General features: G+C 71.9%; 22 protein-coding genes. 9 read left to right on the top strand and 13 right to left on the bottom strand.

Annotation, left to right across the window (positions count from 1 at the left end; genetic code table 11):
- Nucleotides 1–281 precede the first annotated feature (281 nt).
- The 5 genes from ACIQ7D_RS12240 to ACIQ7D_RS12220 all read right to left on the bottom strand — a co-directional run bounded on the left by ACIQ7D_RS12240 (nt 282) and on the right by ACIQ7D_RS12220 (nt 4717).
- Complete coding sequence (locus tag ACIQ7D_RS12240) at nt 282–1487, bottom strand: ATP-binding protein (protein WP_403936502.1); 1206 nt, start codon at nt 1485–1487, stop codon at nt 282–284.
- A complete protein-coding gene (locus ACIQ7D_RS12235; protein ID WP_329829404.1) occupies nt 1484–2221 on the bottom strand; it encodes a response regulator transcription factor in 738 nt (245 codons plus the stop codon). The genes ACIQ7D_RS12240 and ACIQ7D_RS12235 overlap by 4 nt, the downstream gene beginning before the upstream one ends.
- Before the next feature lie 106 nt (nt 2222–2327).
- Entirely contained in the window at nt 2328–3023 is a 696-nt protein-coding gene (locus ACIQ7D_RS12230; protein ID WP_403936500.1) for a spermidine synthase, read from the bottom strand.
- Nucleotides 3024–3109: 86 nt separating this feature from the next.
- Nucleotides 3110–3715: a hypothetical protein gene (locus tag ACIQ7D_RS12225; RefSeq protein WP_403936978.1), complete on the bottom strand. Its 606-nt coding sequence runs from the start codon at nt 3713–3715 to the stop codon at nt 3110–3112.
- A 150-nt stretch (nt 3716–3865) separates the two neighbouring features.
- Nucleotides 3866–4717 carry a nucleotidyltransferase gene (locus ACIQ7D_RS12220; RefSeq protein ID WP_403936498.1) on the bottom strand — a complete coding sequence of 284 codons (852 nt, stop codon included), beginning with the start codon at nt 4715–4717 and terminating at the stop codon, nt 3866–3868.
- Nucleotides 4718–4950: 233 nt separating this feature from the next.
- Here ACIQ7D_RS12220 and lon point away from each other — a divergent pair, with 233 nt between their 5' ends.
- Nucleotides 4951–7380 (top strand): endopeptidase La, encoded by a 2430-nt coding sequence (lon, locus tag ACIQ7D_RS12215; RefSeq protein ID WP_403936496.1) that lies wholly within the window; start codon nt 4951–4953, stop codon nt 7378–7380.
- Nucleotides 7381–7470: 90 nt separating this feature from the next.
- On the opposite strand, the gene ACIQ7D_RS12210 is transcribed toward lon, so the two are convergent.
- Nucleotides 7471–8319, bottom strand: a complete 849-nt coding sequence (locus ACIQ7D_RS12210; protein ID WP_403936494.1) for a lysozyme — start codon at nt 8317–8319, stop codon at nt 7471–7473.
- 208 nt (nt 8320–8527) lie between these two features.
- Here ACIQ7D_RS12210 and ACIQ7D_RS12205 point away from each other — a divergent pair, with 208 nt between their 5' ends.
- Nucleotides 8528–9022 (top strand): MarR family winged helix-turn-helix transcriptional regulator, encoded by a 495-nt coding sequence (locus ACIQ7D_RS12205; protein ID WP_403936492.1) that lies wholly within the window; start codon nt 8528–8530, stop codon nt 9020–9022.
- A gap of 32 nt (nt 9023–9054) precedes the next feature.
- Here the strand turns inward: ACIQ7D_RS12205 and ACIQ7D_RS12200 are convergent, their stop codons facing one another.
- Nucleotides 9055–9837 carry a hypothetical protein gene (locus ACIQ7D_RS12200; protein WP_403936490.1) on the bottom strand — a complete coding sequence of 261 codons (783 nt, stop codon included), beginning with the start codon at nt 9835–9837 and terminating at the stop codon, nt 9055–9057.
- A 457-nt stretch (nt 9838–10294) separates the two neighbouring features.
- Here ACIQ7D_RS12200 and ACIQ7D_RS12195 point away from each other — a divergent pair, with 457 nt between their 5' ends.
- From ACIQ7D_RS12195 to ACIQ7D_RS12175, 5 genes are all read left to right on the top strand, one after another.
- The gene (locus ACIQ7D_RS12195; protein WP_403936976.1) at nt 10295–13288 is read left to right on the top strand and encodes a nitrate- and nitrite sensing domain-containing protein; all 2994 of its coding nucleotides are present in this window, start codon (nt 10295–10297) and stop codon (nt 13286–13288) included.
- On the top strand, nt 13285–13794 hold the full coding sequence (locus ACIQ7D_RS12190; protein WP_403936488.1) for a roadblock/LC7 domain-containing protein: 510 nt from the start codon (nt 13285–13287) through the stop codon (nt 13792–13794). Before ACIQ7D_RS12195 ends, ACIQ7D_RS12190 begins: the two co-directional genes overlap by 4 nt.
- Nucleotides 13791–14207, top strand: a complete 417-nt coding sequence (locus ACIQ7D_RS12185) for a DUF742 domain-containing protein (protein WP_403936486.1) — start codon at nt 13791–13793, stop codon at nt 14205–14207. The genes ACIQ7D_RS12190 and ACIQ7D_RS12185 overlap by 4 nt, the downstream gene beginning before the upstream one ends.
- The gene (locus tag ACIQ7D_RS12180) at nt 14188–14958 is read left to right on the top strand and encodes an ATP/GTP-binding protein (protein WP_403936484.1); all 771 of its coding nucleotides are present in this window, start codon (nt 14188–14190) and stop codon (nt 14956–14958) included. Before ACIQ7D_RS12185 ends, ACIQ7D_RS12180 begins: the two co-directional genes overlap by 20 nt.
- Before the next feature lie 102 nt (nt 14959–15060).
- Entirely contained in the window at nt 15061–16296 is a 1236-nt protein-coding gene (locus ACIQ7D_RS12175; protein WP_403936483.1) for a styrene monooxygenase/indole monooxygenase family protein, read from the top strand.
- A 44-nt stretch (nt 16297–16340) separates the two neighbouring features.
- Here ACIQ7D_RS12175 and ACIQ7D_RS12170 read toward each other — a convergent pair whose 3' ends face one another.
- Both ACIQ7D_RS12170 and ACIQ7D_RS12165 read right to left on the bottom strand, forming a co-directional pair.
- Entirely contained in the window at nt 16341–17621 is a 1281-nt protein-coding gene (locus ACIQ7D_RS12170) for an NlpC/P60 family protein (protein ID WP_403936481.1), read from the bottom strand.
- Nucleotides 17622–17810: 189 nt separating this feature from the next.
- On the bottom strand, nt 17811–18089 hold the full coding sequence (locus ACIQ7D_RS12165; RefSeq protein WP_403936479.1) for a hypothetical protein: 279 nt from the start codon (nt 18087–18089) through the stop codon (nt 17811–17813).
- A 366-nt stretch (nt 18090–18455) separates the two neighbouring features.
- Here ACIQ7D_RS12165 and ACIQ7D_RS12160 point away from each other — a divergent pair, with 366 nt between their 5' ends.
- Nucleotides 18456–18995: a hypothetical protein gene (locus ACIQ7D_RS12160; RefSeq protein ID WP_403936477.1), complete on the top strand. Its 540-nt coding sequence runs from the start codon at nt 18456–18458 to the stop codon at nt 18993–18995.
- A 41-nt stretch (nt 18996–19036) separates the two neighbouring features.
- On the opposite strand, the gene ACIQ7D_RS12155 is transcribed toward ACIQ7D_RS12160, so the two are convergent.
- Both ACIQ7D_RS12155 and ACIQ7D_RS12150 read right to left on the bottom strand, forming a co-directional pair.
- Nucleotides 19037–19231: a DUF397 domain-containing protein gene (locus tag ACIQ7D_RS12155; RefSeq protein WP_403936475.1), complete on the bottom strand. Its 195-nt coding sequence runs from the start codon at nt 19229–19231 to the stop codon at nt 19037–19039.
- Nucleotides 19232–19245: 14 nt separating this feature from the next.
- Complete coding sequence (locus ACIQ7D_RS12150) at nt 19246–20100, bottom strand: helix-turn-helix domain-containing protein (protein WP_403936473.1); 855 nt, start codon at nt 20098–20100, stop codon at nt 19246–19248.
- A gap of 175 nt (nt 20101–20275) precedes the next feature.
- Here ACIQ7D_RS12150 and ACIQ7D_RS12145 point away from each other — a divergent pair, with 175 nt between their 5' ends.
- Nucleotides 20276–20416 carry a hypothetical protein gene (locus ACIQ7D_RS12145; protein ID WP_403936471.1) on the top strand — a complete coding sequence of 47 codons (141 nt, stop codon included), beginning with the start codon at nt 20276–20278 and terminating at the stop codon, nt 20414–20416.
- A 1369-nt stretch (nt 20417–21785) separates the two neighbouring features.
- Here ACIQ7D_RS12145 and ACIQ7D_RS12140 read toward each other — a convergent pair.
- Together ACIQ7D_RS12140 and ACIQ7D_RS12135 are read right to left on the bottom strand one after the other, a co-directional pair.
- Complete coding sequence (locus ACIQ7D_RS12140) at nt 21786–22757, bottom strand: diiron oxygenase (protein WP_403936469.1); 972 nt, start codon at nt 22755–22757, stop codon at nt 21786–21788.
- 124 nt (nt 22758–22881) lie between these two features.
- A complete protein-coding gene (locus ACIQ7D_RS12135; RefSeq protein ID WP_403936467.1) occupies nt 22882–23784 on the bottom strand; it encodes an alpha/beta fold hydrolase in 903 nt (300 codons plus the stop codon).
- Between the last annotated feature and the right edge of the window lie 28 nt (nt 23785–23812).

Raw genomic sequence — 23812 nt, 5'->3', positions numbered from 1 at the left:
CCCTCTTCCGCTTCACAAGGTGATGGACAGCGGGAATCAAGGCTACGCCTACCAGGCCCTGAGGTGCAGGCCGGGCATGCCATCGTCGTGCAAGTCACATCCGACGACGGGTTTCGGCGTATGAAATGGCGGGAAACAAGCCAGGTTCCGCAGTGCCAGGGGCATGTGACCGCACACATCGCATATCGGCCACTCCCCAGTCACGGCGGGTCCACGGCCCTGTTACCCGCTCGTCCCCGACTCCGTACCCGGAGATCATGCGCTTTCCCTTGAACCCTACGTCAAGCGTGTGCTCGGGGTGCCCCCGGAAGAGTGACCCGTATCAGGCAGCCACGGTCCGATTCGGCCACCCCGATCCGCCCGCCGTGGAGATCCACCGCCCAGCGCGCGATCGCCAGACCGAGCCCCGTACCGCCGTCGCTGCCGGGTCCGTGCGGGGAGGGGACCGTGCCCCGGTTGAAGCGCTCGAAGACCTTGTGGCGCTCCTGCTCGGGGATGCCGGGCCCCTCGTCCTGGACCTCCAGGTCCAGCGACTCGGGCGCCGCGCCGCGCCGGGCGCGTACCGTCACCCGGCCGTGCGGCGGGCTGTGCTTGACCGCGTTGTCGACGAGGTTGGCGACCACCTGGTGCAGCCGCTCCGCGTCCGCGTGCGCGGTCAGCTCCGGCGGGGAGACGTCGAGATGCAGATGGACATCGGTACGGGCGTGGTTCCCCGACCCGGAACCGGCGACATGGCTGCGGTGCGCGGACGCCAGATTGCACTCCTTGAGCACACCCGACAGATACGGCCACACCTCGAAGCGCCGCGCGCGCAGCGGTACGACACCGTTGTCGAGCCGCGAGAGGTCCAGCAGCGTCTCCGTCAGCCGGCCCAGCCGCTCGGTCTGCCGCAGCGCCGTCAGCATCGTCTCGGGATCCGCGGCGGACACCCCGTCCACCACGTTCTCCAGCACCGCGCGCAGAGCCGCGATCGGCGTGCGCAGCTCGTGCGAGACGTTGGCGATCAGCTCCTTGCGGTGCCGGTCCTCGGCCTCCAGGTCGTCGGCCATCCGGTTGATCGTCGAGGCGAGATCGCCCAGCTCGTCCCGGCGGTCGGCGCGCACCCGGCGTGTGTAGTCGCCGTGCGAGATGCCCTTGGCGACGGTGTTCATCTCGTCCAGCGGCGCGGTCAGCCCGTGCGCCACGAACTGGGTGATCAGCAGCGTGGCGATCATCGAGAAGACCGTGATGAAGCGCAGCTCCGTCTCCGTACGGGACGCCACGATCAGCAGGCCCGTGGTGATCAGTACGGAGACGACGACCAGGGCGACCAGCTTGGACTTGATCGAGAAGAGCGGCAGGGACCGGTCCGCCGCGCCGGACACCCGACGGCGCTCACGTGCGGGTTCCCGGGAGCCCGCACGTGAGCGCGGATCCCGGGAGCCCTCGCGCCCGTGCGGGCCGTACCCGTCACCGCCCCGGCCGCCCGTGTCCCCCGGCCGGGTCATGGCGCCGGGGTCTCCAGGGCGTAGCCGACCCCGTGGACGGTACGGATCCGCTCGGCGCCGATCTTCCGCCGCAGCGCCTTGATGTGGCTGTCGACCGTACGGGTGCCCGAGGCGTCCGCCCAGTCCCACACCTCGGCGAGCAACTGCTCCCTGGAGAGGACGGCGCGCGGCGTGTTCGCCAGGCAGACCAGCAGGTCGAACTCGGTGGGCGTCAGATGTACGTCGTCGCCGCGCACCCGCACCCGGCGCTGCGCGTGGTCGATCTCCAGCTCGCCCAGGCGCAGGATGCCGCTGCGCGGCGTCACCGCGGCGAGCGCCGCGCGCTCCACCCGGCGCAGCAGCACATGCACCCGCGCCGCCAGCTCCCGCATGGAGAACGGCTTGGTCATGTAGTCGTCGGCGCCGACCCCGAGCCCGACCAGCATGTCGGTCTCGTCGTCCCGCGCCGTCAGCATCAGCACCGGCACCGGGCGCTGTGCCTGTACGCGGCGGCAGACCTCCAGGCCGTCGAAGCCGGGCAGCATGATGTCGAGGACCATCAGGTCCGGCTGCCACGCCTCGGCCGCGTCCACCGCCGCGGGCCCGTCCACCGCCGTCTGTACGAGGAAGCCCTCCGCCCGCAGCCGGGCGGCGATGGCGTCGACGATCGTCGCGTCGTCCTCGACGACGAGGACCCGGCGCTGGGCGCCGGGCGTCGCCGCGACCCCGTTGTGGCTGGTGTGTGTCTGCTCCATCGCCCCGCCCCTGGTACGCGTTCCGCAATCCTTGATCCGCGATCTGTGCATGAAGTATGCACATCCGTGTGTGGGGAGCAGCGTAGAGGCAGCGGGAGGGTTCCGGCTACGCAGTGCGAACAGCGAGATGGACCACGTCGGGTACTCCTCGGGCAACTGGGATCTCTTCCTCCCTTACCCCGGTGAATCCGGCATTCCGCAACGCTTCGCCGAATCTCGGAGAGGGGTTCGCCGACCATACGGCGAGGACACCGCCCGGTTTCAACCGGCCGTGGCACGCGGCGAGTCCGGCCGGGGAGTACAGGTTCTCGTTGTCCTCGGTGACGGTCCATTCGGGCCCGTTGTCGATGTCCAGACACAACGCGTCGTAACGCTCCGCGGCCGTTCGTACGTACTTCACAAGATCGGTGTGATGGATCACAACGCGCGGATCGGTGAGCGCGGCGCCCGAAATGCGCGTAAGGGGGCCGCCCCGGTGCCAGTCGATGACGGCCTGCTCGCGCTCGACGACGGCGATGGCTCCCCAGCGCGGATCGGCGGTGGCGTGCGCGAGCGAGAAACCGACGCCGAGACCGCCGATGAGCACGGAGGGACGCGCGCCCCCGGAGCCCGCCGGGACGAGCGCCGCGTACGCGGCATCGACGAGCAGCCGTTCCGAGCGGCCGTCCGACGTGTCCATCAGGAAGCAGCCGTTGGCGATGATCTCCAGCTCCTCGCCCCGCCGCCGCAGGACGACCTCGCCGTGGGGCCCCTCGCGGCGGTCGAGCGTGACGGGACCGGAATCCGGGACGGGTACGGACATGCTGGCGCCTCTCCCTCGGTGCGACGGATGGTGGACATCCTGGTCGGGAGGGGTGGGCCAGGACAATCCGGTTTTCGCCGCCGAGGTCAGCGGTCCTCCCGGCGGGCGCCTCGCCACACGTACACCCCGGCGCCGCACACGTACGCCACCACCGCCACTGCCCAGGCCCCCGCCTGCGGCCCCGGCTGGAGCGGCCAGGCCCACAGCGCGGCGGCGCCGCCCGGCGCGCGGGGCGCGGCCAGACAGACGGCGCTCGTGTACGCGGTCATCGGCAGCCGGCTCAGCCGCGCCCCCAGCAACGTGGCGGCGCCCGCCGTCACCCCGGCGGCGCCGAGCAGATTCCGTACCACGGCGGGCGCTCCGAACGCCTCCGGATGCCCGGGCACCCCGGCCGCGAGCAGCGCGGCGGCGAGCGCCGTCGGACCGAGGAGGACGGTCAGCCGCCGGGGCCACCAGGGGTGTACGGCCGTACGGTCCAGCTCGTCGCTGTGCGTGTACATGCCTGTCCCGATCGCCGCCGAGGCGAGGAGCGGAGCGAGCACGACCACCGGAATCCGGGCGGTATGGTCGAAGCGCGGCTGGGCCTGGAGCCACCACGCGGACCACGCGGCGGTGAGCGCGACACCGGCGAGCGCGACCAGGGTGGCGGGCAGGGCGCGGGAGCGGGCGTACAGCGCGAGCGGCGCGCACAACTTCAGCCCAACGGTGCGCAGCAGGATGGTGGTCTCTTCCAGCGGGCCCCCTTTCGCGACGGTGCGCAGCAGCGCGGCATCGTCACGGTCTCCCCCCACGGGGCGGCACAGTCTCACGCCCTCTATATCGCCGGACACCCCGGCCCCGGTTCACCCACCCGGCGCCCGGACGCCCCCGCGCCGGGTCAGCGGGGCCGTCGGGCGCGGGGCCTTCTCGCCGTGTACAGAGGTGTATGTGGCGGCAAGCCACGGGCCCAGGTCCTCGACGAGCAGGGCGAGCGTCGCCGGATCGGACGAGGGCGTGCGGCCGAGGGCGGCAGCGGTGCGCATCTGCTCGGCGCGTTCGGGGTAGTAGCGGCCGAACAGCTCGGCGGACTCGTCCAGGTCACTGGTCCAGCCGCCCCAGCGGGGCATGACCAGGGTGAATCCCGTACGGACGAGGCGGCGGCCGACCCGGCGGCACAGGGCCCGGCGATCGGAGTCCGTGGTGGCCGTGGCGACTCCGGCGCGCCAGCGGGGCAGCGCGAGGGCGAGATCGCCGTTGGTTTCGCGGGCGAGCAGGGAGGTGGGGCGGTACCGGGGCAGCCGCCGCGCGAGGTCGTCGCCGAGCAGCGGTGTGCAGAGGCAGGCGATGAAGAATCCGCCGTCGTGGCGTTCGAGGTCGCTGAGCAGGACGCGGGTGCTGGTCAGCAGGGTGCCGACACCGTCGATCTGAGGGAAGTCGTGGTCGAGCGCGGCCCCGGCCGCCGCGGCGTCGGCGCGGTCGGACTCGGTGGGCTCCTGGTGGAGGGCGAGCTGAAGGTCCAGGTCGGAGCTGCCGGGGACGGCGGTGCCGCGGGGAATGCTGCCGTACAGATAGGCGCTGTGCAGACGGGAGCCGAACGTCGCGGCGATACGGGCACGCGCGGCGCCGACGACGGGGGTGAACGCCGCCGTCACCCGGTCAAGGGCGCCCTCGCGGGCGATCGTTCCGTCGTGGCGCAGCCCGCGTTCGTCGTCCATGGGGTCACTGTGCCCCGTTCCCCGATGTCACGGGCCGGGGACCGGGGTGATCGCTCAGAGCGAACAACGGCGGGGGAACAATCCCAGGCTCATAAGCATTGAGTCGGTATAGCTCAACTTGCTTGATCGTCTGTGTCGTACGACTGCTTCACTGACTGCTCGGTCGACCGTCGACCGTCGACCTCGTACTCGTACGACTGCTTCACCGCCTTGTTCACGCCGAAGGGGAGACCATGGCTTCCACGTCCACACCGCTCACGCTTCCCGTACTGCCGCTCGACGACGAGGTCGTGCTGCCCGGCATGGTCGTGCCGCTCGATCTGTCCGACGCCGAGGTCCGTGCCGCCGTGGAGGCCGCGCAAGCGGCCGCCAGGGACGGTGGCGGCGACGGTGCGGGTGGCGGGGGCAAGCCCCGGGTGCTGCTCGTGCCGCGTATCGACGGGAGTTACGCCGGGACCGGCGTGCTCGGGACCGTCGAGCAGGTCGGCCGGCTCTCCGACGGGGACCCGGGTGCGCTGATCCGCGGCCGGGGCCGCGTGCGGATCGGGGCCGGTACGAGCGGGCCCGGCGCCGCCCTCTGGGTGGAGGGCACCGGCGTCGACGAGAGCGCGCCCGAGCCGCTGCCCGGCGCCGTGGCCGAGCTGGTCACCGAGTACAAGGCGCTGGCCACCGACTGGCTCAAGAAGCGCGGCGCCTGGCAGGTGGTCGACCGCGTCCAGCAGATCGACGACGTGTCGGCGCTCGCCGACAACTCCGGCTACTCGCCGTTCCTCTCCACCGCCCAGAAGGTCGCCCTGCTGGAGACCACCGACCCGGTCGCCCGGCTGAGGCTCGCCACCCAGCAGCTCCGTGAACACCTCGCCGAGCAGGACGTCGCCGAGTCGATCGCCAAGGACGTCCAGGAGGGCGTCGACAAGCAGCAGCGCGAGTTCCTGCTGCGGCGTCAGCTCGACGCCGTACGCAAGGAGCTGCGCGAGCTGAACGGCGGGGCCGCGGACGGGGCGGACGAGTCCGACGACTACCGGACCCGCGTCGAGGCCGCCGACCTCCCCGAGAAGGTACGGGAGGCCGCGCTCAAGGAGGTCGACAAGCTGGAGCGCTCCTCCGACCAGAGCCCCGAGGGCTCCTGGATCCGCACCTGGCTCGACACCGTCCTGGAACTGCCGTGGAACGAACGGACCGAGGACAGTTACGACATCAAGGGCGCCCAGTCCGTCCTGGACGCCGAACACGCCGGCCTGGAGGACGTGAAGGAGCGCATCACCGAGTACCTGGCCGTGCGCAAGCGCCGCGCGGACCGCGGGCTCGGGGTCGTCGGCGGTCGGCGCGGCGGCGCCGTCCTGGCCCTCGTCGGGCCGCCCGGGGTCGGCAAGACCTCGCTGGGCGAGAGCGTCGCGCACGCCATGGGGCGCAAGTTCGTCCGGGTCGCGCTCGGCGGCGTACGGGACGAGGCGGAGATCCGCGGCCACCGGCGTACGTACGTCGGCGCGCTGCCGGGCCGTATCGTCCGGGCGGTCAAGGAGGCCGGTTCGATGAACCCGGTCGTCCTGCTCGACGAGATCGACAAGGTCGGCTCCGACTTCCGCGGCGACCCCGCCGCCGCGCTGCTCGAAGTCCTCGACCCCGCGCAGAACCACACCTTCCGCGACCACTACCTGGAGGTCGAACTCGACCTCTCCGACGTGGTCTTCCTCGCCACGGCGAACGTTCTGGAGGCCATTCCGGAGGCGCTGCTCGACCGTATGGAACTGGTGCGGCTCGACGGCTACACGGAGGACGAGAAGGTCGTCATCGCCCGGGACCACCTCCTGCCCCGCCAGTTGGAGCGCGCCGGCCTGGAGCCCGGCGAGGTCACCCTGGAGGACGCCGCGCTGCGCAGGCTGGCGGGCGAGTACACCCGCGAGGCGGGCGTACGGAACCTGGAACGCTCCATCGCCCGGCTGCTCCGCAAGATCGCGGCCGAACACGAACTCGGCGACCGCGAGCTGCCGTTCACCCTCGGCCCGGACGACCTGCGCGGGCTGATCGGACGGCCGCACCACGTACCGGAGTCCGCGCAGGACCCGGCGGAGCGCCGTACGGCGGTCCCGGGGGTGGCGACCGGCCTCGCGGTCACGGGCGCGGGCGGTGACGTCCTCTTCGTGGAGGCGTCCCTCGCCGACGCCGAGACGGGCGGCTCGGGGCTGACCCTGACCGGACAGCTCGGTGACGTGATGAAGGAGTCGGCGCAGATCGCGCTCTCCTTCCTGCGCTCGCACGGCGCGGAGCTGGAGCTGCCGGTGGCCGATCTGAAGGACCGGGGCGTGCACATCCACTTCCCGGCGGGCGCGGTCCCGAAGGACGGCCCGAGCGCGGGCATCACGATGACGACGGCACTGGCCTCGCTGCTGAGCGGCCGTCAGGTCCGTACGGACGTGGCCATGACCGGCGAGGTCTCGCTCACCGGCCGGGTCCTGCCCATCGGCGGCCTCAAGCAGAAGCTGCTGGCCGCCCACCGCGCGGGCATCACGACGGTCGTGATCCCCAAGCGCAACGAGGCCGACCTGGACGACGTCCCGGCCGAGATCCTCGGCAAGCTGGAGGTCCACCCGGTGACGGACGTCCGCCAGGTCCTGGAGCTGGCGCTCGCCCCGGCGGAGGTACGGGTCCCCGCGGCGGCCTGATCACCGCCGCCGGGACACCGCATCGGCCCGGCTGCCCGGCCCCTCTCGATCGGGACGAGAGGGGCCGGGCAGCCTCATAGGTACGGGAGGTCAGCCGTTGGCCAGCGCCTGTACGCGGTCCAGCGCCCCGTTGAACCGGTTGTGGTCACCCACGATCGGCCCCGTCGACGTGTACTGCCAGATCGTCTGGAAGCCCCAGCCGGCCGGCAGCTCGCCGACCGTCGTGTCGTACCGGGCGATCCAGAGCGGGTTGGTGGAGCCGAAGCCCGCGTAGTTGCCCGTGCACGTCTTCCACCAGCTCGTCGCCGTGTAGATCACGGCGTCCCGGCCGGTACGCGCCCGGTAGGTGTTCACGAAGTCCCGGATCCAGTCGACCATCTGCGACGCCGTCTTGCCGTAGCAGGTCGCGCCGTACGGGTTCCACTCGATGTCGAGCACGCCCGGCAGCGTCCTGCCGTCGGGCGACCAGCCGCCCCCGCCGTCGACGAAGTAGTTGGCCTGGTTGGCGCCGCTGGAGTCGTTGGGCGTGCCGAAGTGGTACGTGCCGCGGATCATGCCCACGTTGTACGAGCCGTTGTACTGCTGGGTGAAGGAGGTGTTCTTGTAGTAGTTCCCCTCGGTGGCCTTGACGTAGGCCCACTTCACCCCGCTGTTCCACAGGGCCGGCCAGTCGACGTTCCCCTGGTGGCTGGAGACGTCGACGCCCTCCGTCTGGGCGGCTCGGCCGTCCTGGGGCAGCCGCCCCTGGCCGTCGTGGGCGATGACGCCCATGCCCATGTGGGCCGAGCCGCGCGTGGGGATGTCCGCGGGCGGGTCCGCCGGGTGGGGAGCCGCGCTCGCCGCACCGGGGAGAGCGAGGAGCAGTGCGAGAGTGGCGGGGAGGGCGGTGGCCGCGACGACCCTGGAGCGGCCTGGGACGCGGGATCTGGGGACGGGCATGGGTGTGCCTCCGAAGACCTCGGTGGGGGGAGATCATGACCTGGCGACATGTCACTGGAGTGAACATGTCAGTATTGAAGCTACGCACGTAGACCCGGACGGCGGAAGGGTGCCACGCCGGTGCCGTTGGTATAAACCCCTGAAATACTGAACAAGCTGCGGCAATGGCCGTCGGCGAAAGAAACTTTCAGGAGTGGAAAAGCGCGCGATGGCTGCTGACGTGCACGGAAGCGGTACGGAACCGGAACGGGGCCTTACCGGTACGAGTGGTGTGGACCACGAATTCCTCGCCCTCGAACAGGAACTGGCGGTCTTTCTCCGCCGGGCCCGTGCCAACTCCGGGGAAATGGCGCGCGAGGTCCATCCCGATCTGGAACCGGCGGCTTATGGACTGCTGCTGCGCCTGGAGAGCGGCGGCGCCCAGCGGGCCACCGAGCTCGCCGCGTACTTCGGCGTCGGCAAGGCCACGATGAGCCGTCAGCTGCGCGCCCTGGAGGAGCTGGGGCTGGTGAGCCGCGAGCCCGACCCCGCCGACGGGCGCGCCTGGCTCATCCGGATCACCGACGAGGGCGGGAACCGCTTCCGCCGGGTCCGGGGGGCCCGCCGGGAGCGGTACGTACGGCAGCTGGCCGGCTGGGACCGTACGGAGATCGCCGAACTGGCCCGGCTGCTGCACCAGCTCAACGCCACCACCGAGAGCTGAGAGGTCGCGCCGGGGCATGGGCGGGCGGCGCCTCACAGCTCCACGTACGTCACCGTCGCGTCGTCGTTCGTCTTGCCCCTGCGGAACGCCGTGCCGTCCGGATCCGCCGACTCCGCCGCCCGCACCCGGTCGATCAGCTCCTGCGGACCGCTCTTGCGCACCAGCGCCAGGCAGTCCGTCCAGCCGCCCTCCCGGAACACCTCCACCCACCGGGTCGCGCCGTCCGTCAGTGCGAGCAGGGACCGTACCTCCGCCGCCGGGGTGCGGCCCGTCACGGCGCGCTCCGCGACCGCCGGGTCCGACGCCGCCGTGAAGAAGCCGCCCTCCGCGTTGCGCAGGGCGTCCGTCGCGGCGACCGAGCGCAGCGCCTCGCGCGGGACCCGGTCGAGACGGTCGTCCAGCACCGCCCGTACCGTCCCGTCCGGGGACTCCAGCAGCAGTGTGGAGTCGGAGAGCACGAGATGTTCGACGGCGTCCCGGCCCCAGCGCGCCAGGACGACGGTGGCCTGCGGAGTGCGTGCGTGAGAAAGCTCACAGGTGTCCCGGTGGGCGTCCGCCGTGCGGCGGATCGAGAGGGCGAGAACCTGTGCCAGCGTCATATCCCGTCGTGAACCGGACAGTTCCAGGAGCGCCCCGCCCAGCCTGGCCGTGAACCACGGCACACCGTGCACACAACCGTCGTCACCGGCGGGCGGCGTCACCCCGTCCAGCACGACCAGCGCACCGCCCTCGCCCAGCGCGGGCATCGCCACGGCCGCCCAGTCCTCATTGGGGCGGGCGGTGTGACCGGGAGAGGTGGCCTGTTCGACGCGCATGGGCTCCAGTCTGCCTGACCCGTCGCACCGCCCGCAGGATTCCTTCACATTTCCCGCACGTCGGGTCGGTCTCCCCGACACGCCTGGTCAACCGCTGTGATTCGGTCAGAATGAGGGGGCGTCCGAGCGCCGGAGGAGCGGACGGGACCGGCCGCTCCGGCGGTACGGGCGGCCCCGGCGAGCTGCGGGCGGGCATCTTCCCAAAGCCCGCCCGGAAGGTCCACCTGGCACGCCGTGTTCCAGCGGCCGCCCGACGGGGAAGAGTTGTTCGCCAACTCCTCGTGATGTTCACTCGTCCAGGTGGCGGAGCGGCCGATGCGCGCCTTCCTCCCCGGAGCGCTGGAATGGTCGGCAGCCGAAAGCCAAACCAGGGGTGGGGGTGGGGTTACCGCGTTGTCAGACCGGACCGGCCGTCACCTCTGCTTCATGGGCGGACGAGTCAAGAATGCGAGCACCGGTGCAGAAGAAGCGGCCTCGGGGCAACAGTGTCACGGCCACCGGCACGGCCACCAGCGCTGTGACCCCTACCGGTACCGGCACGGCCGGTGAGGTCATCACAGTGGCCACCACGGCGCGGGCAGAGGCCGTGAAGCCTCCGGAAGGACGCCGAGTGCGGGTACGCAACCGGCTGGTCGCCGGAGTCGCCTTCGTGGGCATCACGGTCGTCGTGGCCGGCACCCCCGCCGTACTGACCGCGTCCGCCGACCTCAAGGACGCCCAGAACCTGGTCATCCTCGCGGAGCTGAACCAGCAGGCCGTCACCCTCAGCCACTCCCTCGCGGACGAACGCGACGAGGTCATCGTCTACATCGCCGCCGGCCGCGACGAGCAGCCGGGCGGTACGGACGACGAGAAGGCCGAGTACACGATCTCCGAGACGCGCAGCGCCCGCGTCGACCGCCAGATCGACGAGATCCGCTCCGCCGACTCGGCCTCCCCGGGGCTGCTGCGCGACCTCTCCACCGTCCCCTCCATCCGGCGCGCCGCCCTCACCGGCAAGGGCTCGGCGATGGAGGCGTACCGCGCGTACTCCGAGGTCATCACCAAACTCCAGGCCCTCGCCGACGAACTGGCCGAGAACACCCCGCCCGAGGCCGCCGACGGCACCCGCGCCCCCGCCGCCCTCGGCCGCGCCGTCGAGCAGGCCTCCGCCACCCGCGGGCTGCTGCTGGCCGCGCTCGCCGTGCCGGGGCCCGCCACCACGGCTCCGCAGTTCGACCCGGTCACCGGGCTGTCCGTCGAGTCCTCCGCCGACGCGAGCGACAAGAAGAACGACCAGGTACGCGACGACCTCAGCGCCGACGCCCAGAAGTCACGCGTCCGAGAACTCGGCGCGCTGGCCGACTTCGACCAGAGCGCCGACACCGCCTCCCGCGAATCCCTCACCTCCACCGTCACCGGACCCGACGTCAGGACGGCCGAAAGCTATCTGACCCGCCTCACCGACCGGCCCGAACTCTCCGCGGCCGACCGTGAGGCCGACCACGACAAGGTCGAATCCGCGCTCTCCGCCCGGATCGACCAGATGCGCGGCGTCGAGTCGAGCCTCGGCGCAGGCCAGATCGAGCGCCTGGCCCAGCTCCGCGACGACGATGTCACCGGCCTCGAACTCCAGCTCGCCCTTCTCGGCGGCTGCCTGATCATCGCGGTCGGCGTCTCCACCGCCGTCGCCCGTACGCTCACCCGGCCGCTCGCGGTCGTACGCCTCGGCGCCGCCCGGCTCTCCGCCGCGCCCGCCACCGAGGAACCCATCCGCTTCACCGGCCGCAACGACGAGTTCGCCCAGGTCGTACGGTCCGTCAACGCCCTGCACGGCAAGCTGCTCGACCTCGCGGGCCGCGCCGAGCGGCTCGACAGCGACCGCAGCGATCTGCTCGGCGCCCGCGAGAAGGTCGACGAGCAGCGCGCCGAGCTCCAGGACCGTACGGCCGAACTCGCCGCCCAGCTCCAGCGGCTGCGCCACACCGTCCACCACACCTTCGTCAACCTCTCGCTGCGCACCCTCGGCCTGGTCGAGCGGCAGCTCGGGGTCATCGAGGGCCTGGAGGACCGCGAGCAGGACCCCGAGCGGCTCGCCACCCTCTTCAAGCTCGACCACCTGGCGACCGTCATGCGCCGCCACGGCGAGAACCTGCTCGTGCTCGCCGGACACGACCGCGGCCTCGGCCCCACCGGGCCCGTCCCGCTCGTGGACGTGCTGCGCGCCGCGGTCAGCGAGATCGAGCGGTACGAGCGCGTCGTCATCCAGGAACTGCCCGCGCACACCCAGGTGGCCGGCTTCGCCGCCGACGACCTGAGCCATCTCGTCGCGGAACTGCTGGAGAACGCGGCGTCGTTCGCGCCGCCCGAGACCGAGGTGCGGCTCTCCGGCTGGATGCTGGAGAGCGGCGAGGTGATGCTCTCCGTGCAGGACCAGGGCATCGGGATGTCCGTGGAACGGCTCGCCGAACTGAACGCACGGCTCGCCGACCCGGAGAGCCCCGGGGAGCCGCCGCGCGCGGCTCGGGGCGGCCCGAGCGGCGAGGCCGAGGGCCTCGGGCTGCGCGTCGCCGCGCTGCTCGCGGCGCGCCACGGCGTCCAGGTCGAGCTGCGGGAGCACCAGGAGGGCGGGGTCGCCGCGATCGTCGTCCTGCCCACGTCGCTGCTGCCCGCCGTGGCGCCCGCCGCCGTACCGCCCCTCACGGTCCAGCCCGCCGCCGTACCGGCGGAGACGCCCGCCGCCCTGCCCACCCGTACGGGCCGGGGCCGGGACAAGGACGGCGAGCGCGATCCGCTGGTGGTCGCCGCAGAGGCGGCGATCCGCCGGGCGGAGGCGGCGAAGCGCGCCGAGGCCGAGCGAGCCGCGCCCCAGGCACCGGCTCAGGCTCCGGCTCCGGCACCGGCACCGGCACCGGCACCGGCTCAGGCTCCGGCACCGGAGGCGGCGGGTCCGGCGGAGCCTGACGCCGCCCGGAACGCCGCCGAGGCCACCGCCCCGTACGGCATCGGCCCCGACCGCCACGAGCGCGTCCCCGACGGCGCGCCGCGCGCCGCCGGCAACGGCAACGGCACTGACCAGGACACCTTCCAGATGCGGCTGCCCAAGCAGCCCGCACAGCCCGCCCGGCCCGGCCGCCCGGCCGACGGGCCCCGCCCGGCCACCGCCCCCGGCGCCGAAGGCGGCGTCGAACAGGGCGCAGGACCCCTCACCGACAAAGGGCTCCCCAAGCGCACCCCTCGCGTCCTCAAGCCCGCCGCCGCACCCACGGCCCGCAGCGGCAGCGTCGACCCCGAAGCCCTGCGGCGCCGGCTCGGCGGCTTCCAGCAGGGAGTGATCGAGGGCCGCCGCGATGTCGAGGCGGAACTGGACGCCGGGGCGGGACCGACGGAGCAGACCCCACCCCCGGAGCGGACCCCGGAGACGGACACGGGAGAGACGACGGGGGAGACAGTCAAGGAGGCACGCAGTTGACTGCGACCGGCGCAGGCACAGACACAGGCACATTCGGGCTGAGCAACGAGGCGCGTAATCTGCACTGGCTCTTGAGCAACCTCGTCGAGGAGGTACCTGGCGTCCACGCGGTCGCCGTCGTCTCGTCCGACGGTCTGCTGCTGCTCTCCTCCGACCCCGGCAGAACCGCCGAGGCGGCCGCCACCGCCCCCGCCGCCCACGAGAGCGGCCCGCGCGGCTCCAGCGCGGACCTCGCCACCATCGTCTCGGGCATCGGCAGCCTCACCCTCGGCGCCGCGAAGCTGATGGACGGCGGCGGCGTCAAGCAGACCATGATCGCCATGGAGGAGGGCAGCGTCTTCGTCATGGCGATCAGCGACGGCTCGCTCCTCGGCGTGCACGCCACCCCCGACTGCGACATGAGCGTCATCGCCTACCACATGGCGCTCTTCGTCGGCCGGGCCGGACACAAGCTCACCCCGGAGCTGCGTGACGAATTGCGGGCCTCGGTGGAGGGAACCGGATGAGCCCCGCCGCCGGTGCCGCGCACCGGCTGCCGGTGCGCGGGGCGGACCGCGGTCCCTCCACCCGCGTACGCCCGTACTCGCTGACCGGCGGACGGACCCGTTCCGGGCACGTCCTGGAGGTGGAGACATTCGTGGCCGCGCTCGAACCGGGCGAGGTCCGCAGGGAACTGACGGACGGCGGGGCTCCGTCCAGCGTCATGCCGGAAATGCTCGCCATCGTCGAGCTGTGCCGGCGGATGCGTACCGTCGCCGAGGTCTCGGCGCTGCTCAAGATGCCGTTGGGCGTGGTCCGGGTGCTCCTCGGCGACCTGGCCGATCAGGGAAAGATCCGTGTGTACGGAACCGGTCACGAGACCGGTCAGCCGGACCACGCGTTGCTGGAAAGGGTGCTGAGTGGACTCCGCCGTCTCTGACGTCACCGAAGTATCGGACGTCACCGCCGCCTCCGGGCGTGCTTCCGTACAGGAGGCCGCACCGGCGCCCGTACGGGAAACCGGGCCCGACCCCGTACGGGAGCCGGTATCCGAACTCGTACGGGAACCGGAGTCCGAACCGGAGTCCGCGCCCGCGCCCGAGCCCGAGGAGACGCTTCAGGCCTGGCAGACGGACCGTACCCGCGCACCGATCTCCACCAAGATCGTGATCGCGGGCGGCTTCGGTGTCGGCAAGACGACCTTCGTCGGCGCGGTCTCCGAGATCCCCCCGCTCCAGACCGAGGCGCTGATGACCGAGGCCAGCGCCGGCATCGACGACCTCAGCGCGACGCCCGACAAGCTCACCACCACCGTCGCGATGGACTACGGGCGCATCACCCTCGACGACGACCTCGTCCTGTACCTCTTCGGCACACCCGGCCAGCAGCGCTTCTGGTTCATGTGGGACGACCTGGTGCGCGGCGCGATCGGCGCCATCGTGCTGGCGGACACGCGCCGTCTCCCCGACTGCTTCCCCGCGCTGGACTACTTCGAGAGCTGCGGACTCCCGTACGTCGTGGCCGTCAACCGCTTCGACGGCACCGACGCCTTCGAACCGGACGATGTACGCGACGCCTTGACGATTCCGTCGAGCATCCCTGTACTGATCATGGACGCGCGGGACCGGAACACGGCCGTCGACGCGTTGCTGGCACTGGTGCGCCACGCGCTGCGGTTCTCTCCCGAGTAGGGCCCGGGCCGGCGCCGTCCCCACGTCCCGGGCCGCACCGCGCGCCCGTACGACGCTGTCGTACGCCGCCGCACCACCCACGCAACGGAGACAGCACCGCCCATGCGGAAGATACTCGTCGTCGGAGCCGGCCAGTCCGGGCTCCAGCTCGCCCTCGGACTCCAGTCGCGGGGGTACGAGGTCACCCTGATGTCCCACCGCACGGCGGACGAGATACGGTCCGGCCGGGTCATGTCCACGCAGGTCATGTTCGACTCCGCGCTCCAGCACGAACGCGACCTCCAGCTCAACTTCTGGGAGTCGCACGCGCCGCGCGCGGAGGGACTGGGCGTCTCCGTCGCCGGCCCGGACGCCTCGCGCGCCGTCGACTGGGTCGGCACGCTCGACGGATACGCCCAATCCGTCGACCAGCGCGTCAAGATGGCCGGCTGGCTGGACACCTTCGCGGGGCGCGGCGGCCAGTTGGTGATCCACGGGGCGGCCGTCTCCGACCTGGACCACTTCTCCCGTACGTACGACCTGGTCCTGATCTCGGCGGGCAAGGGCGAACTGGTCTCGCTGTTCGGCCGCGACGCCGCCCGCTCCCCGTACGACGCCCCGCGGCGCGCCCTGGCGGTCAGTTACGTCCACGGGCTGGGGCCGCGCCCCGAGCACCCCGAGTACGACGCGGTCCGCTGCAACCTGGTGCCGGGCGTCGGTGAACTCTTCGTGATGCCGACCCTCACCACCTCGGGCCGCGCGGACATCCTCTTCTGGGAGGGGATCCCCGGCGGCCCGCTCGACGTCTTCCGGGGCGTCAAGGACCCCGCCGAACACCTCTCCCTCACCCTGCGGCTGATGGAGCGCTTCACCCCCTGGGAATACGCGCGCGCCACGAAGGCCGAACTGACGGACGCCGGCGGCACCCTTACGGGCCGGTACACGCCGACCGTACGCACCCCGGTCGGCCGGCTCCCGAGCGGCGGACTCGTCCTCGGCGTCGCGGACGTCGTCGTCACCAACGACCCGATCACCGGCCAGGGCGCCAACACGGCCGCGAAGTGCGCCGCCTCGTATCTCGGCTCCATCGTGGAACACGGCGACCGGCCCTTCGACGAGGCCTGGATGCACACGGCCTTCGACCGCTACTGGGAGCTGGCCCGGCACGCCACCAAGTGGACCAACGCGATGCTGGGCCCCCCGCCGGAGCATGTCCTCGGCCTGATCGGCGCGGGGGCCCGGCTCCAGCAGGTCGCGGACCGGTTCGCGAACGGCTTCGACGACCCGTCGGACTTCGAGCACTTCTTCTACGACCCGGAGAAGACGGCCGCCTACCTCGCCGAGGCCGCCTGCGCCTGACGGCGCCCCGGCACCCGGCATCCCGCGCGGCCCCGGCCCGGCCCTCAGCTCTCCCCGAAGCCGGCGTCGGACCCCTCCGTCGCGCCTTGCGGCAGCGACGGCGGGGCGTACGTGCCCGGGGCCAGGGCAGTGCCGTCCGGGTCCGGGCGTACGGCTCCCAGCAGCGGGTTCGCGGCGATGGGGGAGACCTTGACGTGGGCCCCGGGGCGCGGCGCCTGGATCACCATGCCGTCGCCCAGGTAGATCGCGACATGCGTGGCCTCCGGGAAGTAGACCACCAGGTCGCCGGGGCGCAGCTCGCGCAGCGGGATCCGGGGGAGGTCGCGCCACTGCTCCTGGCTGGTACGGGGGATGGCGAGCCCGGCGTGCGCCCAGGCCTGCGAGGTGAGCCCCGAGCAGTCGTACGAACCGGGCCCCTCCGCGCCCCACTCGTACGGCTTGCCGATCTGCGCGGCGGCGAACTCCACCGCCAGGCCGCCCGCCGCGGACGGCACACCCCGTGCCGCGCCTCCGGGGGCGCCCGGCGCCCCCGCCGCGCCGGCGGTGTCCCCGAGGGCGCCGGAGCCGATCAGTTCGCGCTGGGCCCGCTCCGTACCGGACCTCTCCAGCGCGGCGATCGAGGCGATCTCCGTCCCGCTGAGCGAGGCGAGCAGCTTCTCGACCTGCCGGAGCCGGGAACCGACCGTGTCGCGCTGCTTCTTCTGCCGCGCCACGAGCCGCTGCTGCCGGTCGAGGGCCGTACGGGACGCGCTGACGAGCGCGTCGGCGCGCTGCTCGCCGGTGGTCAGCCCGCGCATCGTACGGGCCCTGGAGCGCGCCACCCGCTCCAGCAGATGGCCGTCGTCCAGGATGTGCGCGGCGTCGGGGGAGAGGAGCAGCCGCAGATAGTCGGAGAGGTCGGACTGCCCCTGGTACTGCCGCCGCGCCAACCGCCCCGCGTCCCCCCGGCTCCGCTCCAGCGCGGCCCGCGCCCGCGCGAGATCGGCAGCCAGCTTCCTGGCCTCGACGCGCTGCCGGATCAGCTCGACCTCGGTGGCGTTGTACGCCTCGGTCGCCTGCTCGGTCTGCCGGTAGAGAAGCTGGAGCCGCCCCAGCAGCCCGGAAACGGTACGAGGAGGCGCCCCGAGGGCGTCCACCGCCGATGACGCCTCAGCCGACGCGGAGGCCGATGCCCCCGCCCCCGCTGTCGCCTCCGCCGTCGCCGACGGTACGGGTACGGACGGGGCCGGCTCCGGCACGGCGTACGCGGGGAACGGCACCGCGACCAGGACGGTCACGGCGGCGAGCGCCGCCGTACAGACGGATCGCAGCACTCTTCCTGACATGTCATCACCTCCGGTTGCGGGACGGGGCGTCCAGTACTAGGAGATGACGAGGTGTCGGATGATGAGAAGAGCCGACAAATGGGCGAGGTGGCGCAAGGACATCACCCCTGCGGGGCGAAGAGGCCCGGCGAGGCCGGAGATGCCTGGGGAGACCAGAGAGAGCCGGGGAGGCCGGAGAGACCGGAGAGATCAGCCCCCGGAACTCCGGGGCTTCGACCACGGCCATCTCGGGCCCCGTTCGCCGCGCCCTTCGGGGACGTACACGTACTTCCAGCCGCGCTGGATCCCGAGGCGTTTGCTGTAACCGGCGGGCTCGCGCCGGTACGCGTACACGGTGGGCGCGCCGCCGTCCGGGGCCGGTACGGGGACCTCGTACCACTTCGGGGGATTTCCGGTCGGGCCGGTCAGCACGGGCAGGACGCGACCGTCGAGCGGTCCGCCGGTGAAGGGGGTGTTTTCGCTTCTCACGGGACCCAGTCTCACTGCCGGGCACGGGGCCGGGGCGGCGCCCCCGGTGTGTCGCCTGCTCCCGTTTCGGGCTCGTCCCCTGCGAACGCCCAACACCCCCTCGCTGGGCGGGCATTGGCGGCTGCCCGCAGGGTTGCCCCTGCGACTCTCGACCGGCGCGGGCCTCCGTGCGGGAATGGTTCACTGCCACGGCGCGGGTAAACGAGGGGGAAACGTGATGAGGCATGAACATGAATCCGGCATGACACCGGTTCAGCGTCCTCATGCCGCGAGGCCACAGTCCCCCAGCCCCGTAGGCCGGCCGGCGCGGGCCGCATCGACACGAACCAGGCACTCTCCCTTCAGGGCGGCATGGGGAACGCCGGCATGGCGAGGATGCTCAGCGGGCAGCGGGCGGCCCAGGCGGAACCGGCGCACACGAAGCCGGTGCAGCGCGCCCCCTCCTGCGGCGGGTCGAAGCCGAGGGGGCGCACTCTCCAGCGAGCCGGGGAGGGCGAGGCCGATACGACCACCTACCGGCTCCAGATCCAGGTCCGCAAGACGAGCCGGACCCACCGGGCGGAGTACGCGGGAGGCGGCTTCGGCCATGCGTGGGTGACCCTGTACACGAAGACGGGCAACAGCACCTCGTACAAGACGTACGGGTTTTTCCCGACGCAGGAGGTCACCGCCCGTACCGCCTTCAAGTCGGTGGGCGGCTCGGTGCGCAAGAACTTCGACAGCCCGGACGACGAGACGATCCCCGGCGCCACTCAGGCGCCGAACAGCAGCGACAGCGATTCCGACTCCAACCTGCAATGGGTCGGGGCGAGCGCGCTGGAGGGAAACCAGGTCCTGGAACTGGAGTACGCGCCGGGCGCGGCCCCGGCGCCGGTGCCCACCCCGGGACGGTTCGAACTCGACTGACGCGCCGGGCCCGGCCCGGCCGGCCGGCCGACGCGGTCGAATCAGCCGACGCGGTCGAACTCCCCGGCTTTGACGCCGCGTATGAAGGCGTGCAGCTTTTCGGGGGTGGTGGAGACGATGACGTCGGGGTCGTCGCTCTCGACGAGCTTGACGGTGCCGTCGGGGGCGGCGGCGAGGTGGACGCAGCCGTTCGCCGAGCCGCTGTAGGAGGACTTCTGCCAGTGGAGGGCGGACACCTGCCGTTCCTTCCTTACAAGTCTGCTGCGATGCGGCTGATCAGGTCCCTGGAGTCTGTTGGGTCGAGGGTACAACTGGCAATGCGGTCCAGAATGGCTCGGTATCTCACCAACTGGGGCTGCGTGTCGAGAAACACGGCTCCGTGGTCGGCGTCGAGCTGGACCGTGTCCAGGGCCGTGACCGATCCGGTCATGTAGTAGATGCCGGTTCCAGCGCTGGGGAAGGTACCGGCGCCGAAGGGCATGACCAGGATGGTGACGTGTTCCAGCTCGCTCACTTCGAGCAGATGCCTGAGCTGCGCCCGGGCCACCTCGGGGCCACCGAACCCCATGCGCAGAGCGGCTTCGTGGAGCATCGCCGTCAGGGGCTTCGAATTCTCTCCGTACACCGCCACCTGCCGTTTGATGCGGAACGAGACCCGGTGTTCCACCTCGTGGGGTGCGTACGGCGGCACGACGTCGTTGATGACAGCGTGAGCATGGGCTCTGGTCTGGAGGAGCCCCGGCAGGTGGCCCACGGATGAGGTCCGCATCGACGTGGTGTGGTGTTCGAGTTCGGCCAAGTCGATGGCGTCGGGCGGAAGCAGGGTGCGGTACTCGTCCCACCAGCCGCGTGTCCTGCCGCCGGTCATCTCGGTGAGCGCCTTGATGTATGCCTCATCGGTACAGCTGTAGCTCCGGGCCATCGCCCGTACCCGGTCCGCACCCACCGCATAGGTGCCCGCTTCGATGCTGCTGACGCGCGGCTGGGACGTGCCGTGGAGCGCGCCCGCCTGAGTTGCGGACAAGTCCACCGACTCACGGAGTCTGCGCAGTTCAGCGCCGAGGCGCCGTTGCCGAATCGTGGGTGGAGCGCTCTTCCGTGGCATGGGTTCTCTTTCTCGTTCGGGTGTATCCCGTTGGAGTGACGGCATGCATCTTATCCCTGGAGGTAACGTGTGAAGCACGCCACAACAAGTGGCCGCGCCGCAAGGCGCCTTCGCTCCGCCGTGCCCTGCCGCGTCCGGGCCAGGCGGACGGGTGTGTCTACCGAAGGGGATCGTCATGACCGTATCGCCGCAGGACTCCGCCCTGAACTCGTTCGATTACGAGAAGGAGTTGTACGCACTCGTGCGCGACACCGCGCCTCGGCTCTTCGCCGTCGTCGTGGAGTACCGGGACGGGGGACGGCGAGTGGGACCGTGACGCCGCCGTTGTCGCCTGGGGGCTGGCGCACGAGGGCGGCGGGGCCGAGGTCACGCGGGTCGGTGGCGGCGGCCAGTTGCGCCTTGCCGCGCCGGAGAACGTGGCGCGGTATTTCGGGCGCGGTGACGGATGCGCGTCCCGGGTGGTGTGGATCGGGCCGGAGGTGAGCACCTCAGCGGCTTGAGTGGCGGGCGGGCCGCCCCCTCCCTGGTCCGATGATCGCGGTTCCGGGCCGGGCGTCAAGGGCGCTCCTGCGTCGCGTCGGCTTCGCCGATGTCGCTGCGCTCCACCCTTGACTCCCGTCCCTGCACCGCTGGAAAGGCAGAGGGGAGGGGGCGGGGGGAAGGGTCCACTGGGGAACTGCTCTGTTCCGTCGGTGGGTTGCAGGCCGCCGGGCCGGTTCGCCCTGCGGGGCACGCGGCAGTGGTGTGGGGTGGCCCGGCTTTCGTCAAGCGTCCGGCGACCGGATGCTGGCCGGGGCTCATGCCCCGCTGGTCACTCGCCGTGGGTGCAGGGGCCAGGTGACTTCGGGGCGGGTGTGATGTGTGGGGCGGGGGTGGTGCTCGGAGGGGGGTGCGTGGACCGAGAGTCCCGGATAGCGGAGCTTTCGGTCCGCACGAGTGGAACGACGGGCGCCCAACCCCCTGCCAGGAAGGGCAAAGTGGGGCATAGTGCATGCTTTTCGGGCGAGGAAGCGCTGATCGGGACTCCCGGCACCCACCCCACCCGGCAGGCCACCGCCTGAACCCGCACCCGCCAGCGGACAGTGACCAGCGGGGCATGAAGCCCAGCACACATCCGGTCGACGGACGCTTGACGAAAGCCGTCACCGCCCCACTCCACGACCGCGCGCCCCGCAGGGCGAACCGGCCCGGCGGCCTGCAACCCGCCGAAGGCACAGAGCAGTTCCTCAGTGGACCCTTCCCCCCCCGCCCCCTCCCGAAAAAGCTCTCCCAGCGGCGCAAGGGTGCGGGTCAAGGGTGGAGCGCAGCGACATCGGCGGAGCCGACGCGACGGAGGAGCGCCCTTGACGCGCACCCTGGAGCCGCGATCATCAGAGCTGGAGGGGGCGGACCGCCCGACACAAAACACCCCCGGCCCACCCCGACAGGCCACCGCCCGAACCCGCACCCAACCCTGAACAGTGACCAGCGGGGCATGAAGCTCAACCAGCGGCCGGTGGACGGACGCTTGACGAAACGCGCCACCACCCCACTCCGCGACCGCGTGCCCCGCAGGGCGAACCGGCCCGCCAGCCCGCAACCCACCGACAGCACAGAGGTGTTTCCCAGCGGACCCTCCCCCGACCCGGAACCGCGACCATCGGATCAGGGAGGGGGCGGCCCTGCGGTGCCCAACGCGCCCCGGGTCAGGCCAGGAGGCCTGATGACTGCCACAGCTTGCGGCCCGGGCCGCGCAGTACGCCGATGTCGTCCAGGAAGTCCGTCAGCCGCTTCGCGCCCGACTGCATGACCTCGCGGCGGTGTCCGCTCGCCCTGACCTGGGCGACGGCCGTGCGCTGGTCGAGGCCGACGTTCGCGTACACCTGCGGGTTGACGAAACAGACCGAGAAGACCCGCGCCGCCTGGCCGCAGTTGAGCCGGGTGAACTCCTGCTCCCAGCGCGGCGCCGTCACCATCTGGCGGCGCAACTCCTCCCGCGCGTAACGCACATGGCGCGCCTCCTCGATGACGTGGATCCGGGTCACCCCGCGTACGAGGGGCTGGATCCGCTCGTCCGGGAAGGTCAGTCGCTGCATCCAGTCGAGGATCTCCTCGCCGAGGAGCGTGGCCGCGAAGGAACCCGGGGTGGTGGAGACCGTCTTCAGGACGCGCGCCATGTTGTGATACCGGCCCGGTACGGGGTAGGCCGGCGCCCCGCCCTTCTGGATCAGCCTCGCGAACATCATCGAGTGCCGGCACTCGTCCGCGATCTCGGTGAGCGCGTAGCGGACGTGATTGCTGGTCACGGGCTTGTCGTAGATGTGCCTGACCAGGAGCTGCATCAGGATGATCTCGAACCAGATGCCGAGGGAGGCGAGCGAGGCGGCTTCGTGCCGGGCCAGGTCCATCCGCTGTTCCTCGGGCATCGTGTGCCACAGGGGCGTGTCGTACAGCGAGACCAGTTCCGGCGGCCAGTACCACTTGCCCTCCTCGGGCGGCGCCTCCCAGTCGAGTTCCCTGTCGGGGTCGAAGGAGTGCTTGGCGGAGGCTTCGACGAGCCGCTCCGCGACCTGTTCGCGGTCGCGGAGCGGGCCGAGCGCGTCATGGAGGAGGCGCACGTCGGTCTCGGACGCGGGTGACGCGGGTGATGTGGGGGTCAGGGGGGTCACTGGTGTCATGGCGGGGGCTGCACCTCACGATCACGGCTGACGTCCGGCCGGTGTTACCGGCGGTTACCTCTTATGAGACTACTTGTCAGTAAGAGCGTCAATCCCTCGGCGTCAATCCCCCGGCGCCAAACCTTCAGAGGGAGCCGGTGAAGGCGAGCACCAGCGCGGCCACCGCCTCCGGCTCCTCCAGGAGCATCGCGTGCGTCGCGTCGATGTCCTCGACGCGGGTGGGGTGCGTACGCTCCTCCGCGAGCGCCGCGAGATCCCCGTCCAGGCCCTTCGCGTGCGAGGCCGTCAGCTCCTCGAACCACTCCGTCCCCGGCGTCGGCGGCTGCGCGCGCCGCCCCCGTACGCAGAGCACCGGGCACGGGACACGGCGCGCCAGCGCGAACAGGTCGAGGGCGTCCAGCGCGTCGAACGTGTCCAGCGCCGTCTCCCGCAGCGGCAGCGCCTGGAAGCCGCCGTCGGGCAGTTCGCGTAATGAGGCGCGGGCCGTCGCCTCGGCGCGGTCGGCCGGGATGCCGAACCGGGCCGCGCGCGCCACCTGTTGCTCCAGATATCCGGCTGGCGCGACCTGGCCGGCGGCCGACCGCACCAGCCCGCCGATCCGTTCGAGGGCTTCGGTGACGGCCGCCGGGCCGAGGCCCGGGTAGCGCGCGTGGCGGCTCCACCAGAAGCCGTCGAGGTTCACGGCGCCGGGAACGCCGCCCGGGAGCGCGAGGTGCAGGGCGATCATGCCGCCGAGGGAGTGCCCCACAGGCAGGGCGCCGGAGAGACCGTACGCGGCCACGGTCCGTTCGATCGCCTCGCCAGCCGCCGCGAACGACCAGCCCGTACGGAACAGTTCACCGGCGTCCGGGGAGCGCCCGTGCCCCGGCAGGTCGACGGCGAGCACCCGGTGGTGCGGCACCAGCAGCGGCGCGATCGCGTCCCAGTCGGCGAGCGAACGGCCCGCGCCGTGCAGCAGGACGAGGGGCGGCCCTTCGCCGCCGTGGTCATGGGCATGGAGGGGCGTTGAGAGGGAGGAAGGAGGCATGCGGCTCACGGTAGTGCGGCCTGTGGAC

Source organism: Streptomyces sp. NPDC096310, assembly GCF_044763125.1.
Taxonomy (GTDB): domain Bacteria; phylum Actinomycetota; class Actinomycetes; order Streptomycetales; family Streptomycetaceae; genus Streptomyces.
Note: the sequence above shows the minus strand (reverse complement) of the source record. Positions and strands in the feature narration are given on the sequence as shown.

What these genes read in the sequence shown, in the direction of transcription:
- ACIQ7D_RS12175 (WP_403936483.1), top strand. Translation starts at nt 15,061, where the DNA reads ATGCGGAAGATACTCGTCGTCGGAGCCGGCCAGTCCGGGCTCCAGCTC.
- ACIQ7D_RS12200 (WP_403936490.1), bottom strand. Translation starts at nt 9,837, where the DNA reads ATGCGCGTCGAACAGGCCACCTCTCCCGGTCACACCGCCCGCCCCAAT.
- ACIQ7D_RS12220 (WP_403936498.1), bottom strand. Translation starts at nt 4,717, where the DNA reads ATGGACGACGAACGCGGGCTGCGCCACGACGGAACGATCGCCCGCGAG.
- ACIQ7D_RS12230 (WP_403936500.1), bottom strand. Translation starts at nt 3,023, where the DNA reads ATGTCCGTACCCGTCCCGGATTCCGGTCCCGTCACGCTCGACCGCCGC.
- ACIQ7D_RS12135 (WP_403936467.1), bottom strand. Translation starts at nt 23,784, where the DNA reads ATGCCTCCTTCCTCCCTCTCAACGCCCCTCCATGCCCATGACCACGGC.
- ACIQ7D_RS12235 (WP_329829404.1), bottom strand. Translation starts at nt 2,221, where the DNA reads ATGGAGCAGACACACACCAGCCACAACGGGGTCGCGGCGACGCCCGGC.
- ACIQ7D_RS12160 (WP_403936477.1), top strand. Translation starts at nt 18,456, where the DNA reads ATGGCGAGGATGCTCAGCGGGCAGCGGGCGGCCCAGGCGGAACCGGCG.
- ACIQ7D_RS12140 (WP_403936469.1), bottom strand. Translation starts at nt 22,757, where the DNA reads ATGACACCAGTGACCCCCCTGACCCCCACATCACCCGCGTCACCCGCG.
- ACIQ7D_RS12150 (WP_403936473.1), bottom strand. Translation starts at nt 20,100, where the DNA reads ATGCCACGGAAGAGCGCTCCACCCACGATTCGGCAACGGCGCCTCGGC.
- lon (WP_403936496.1), top strand. Translation starts at nt 4,951, where the DNA reads ATGGCTTCCACGTCCACACCGCTCACGCTTCCCGTACTGCCGCTCGAC.
- ACIQ7D_RS12240 (WP_403936502.1), bottom strand. Translation starts at nt 1,487, where the DNA reads ATGACCCGGCCGGGGGACACGGGCGGCCGGGGCGGTGACGGGTACGGC.
- ACIQ7D_RS12205 (WP_403936492.1), top strand. Translation starts at nt 8,528, where the DNA reads ATGGCTGCTGACGTGCACGGAAGCGGTACGGAACCGGAACGGGGCCTT.
- ACIQ7D_RS12185 (WP_403936486.1), top strand. Translation starts at nt 13,791, where the DNA reads ATGAGCCCCGCCGCCGGTGCCGCGCACCGGCTGCCGGTGCGCGGGGCG.
- ACIQ7D_RS12170 (WP_403936481.1), bottom strand. Translation starts at nt 17,621, where the DNA reads ATGTCAGGAAGAGTGCTGCGATCCGTCTGTACGGCGGCGCTCGCCGCC.
- ACIQ7D_RS12210 (WP_403936494.1), bottom strand. Translation starts at nt 8,319, where the DNA reads ATGCCCGTCCCCAGATCCCGCGTCCCAGGCCGCTCCAGGGTCGTCGCG.
- ACIQ7D_RS12145 (WP_403936471.1), top strand. Translation starts at nt 20,276, where the DNA reads ATGACCGTATCGCCGCAGGACTCCGCCCTGAACTCGTTCGATTACGAG.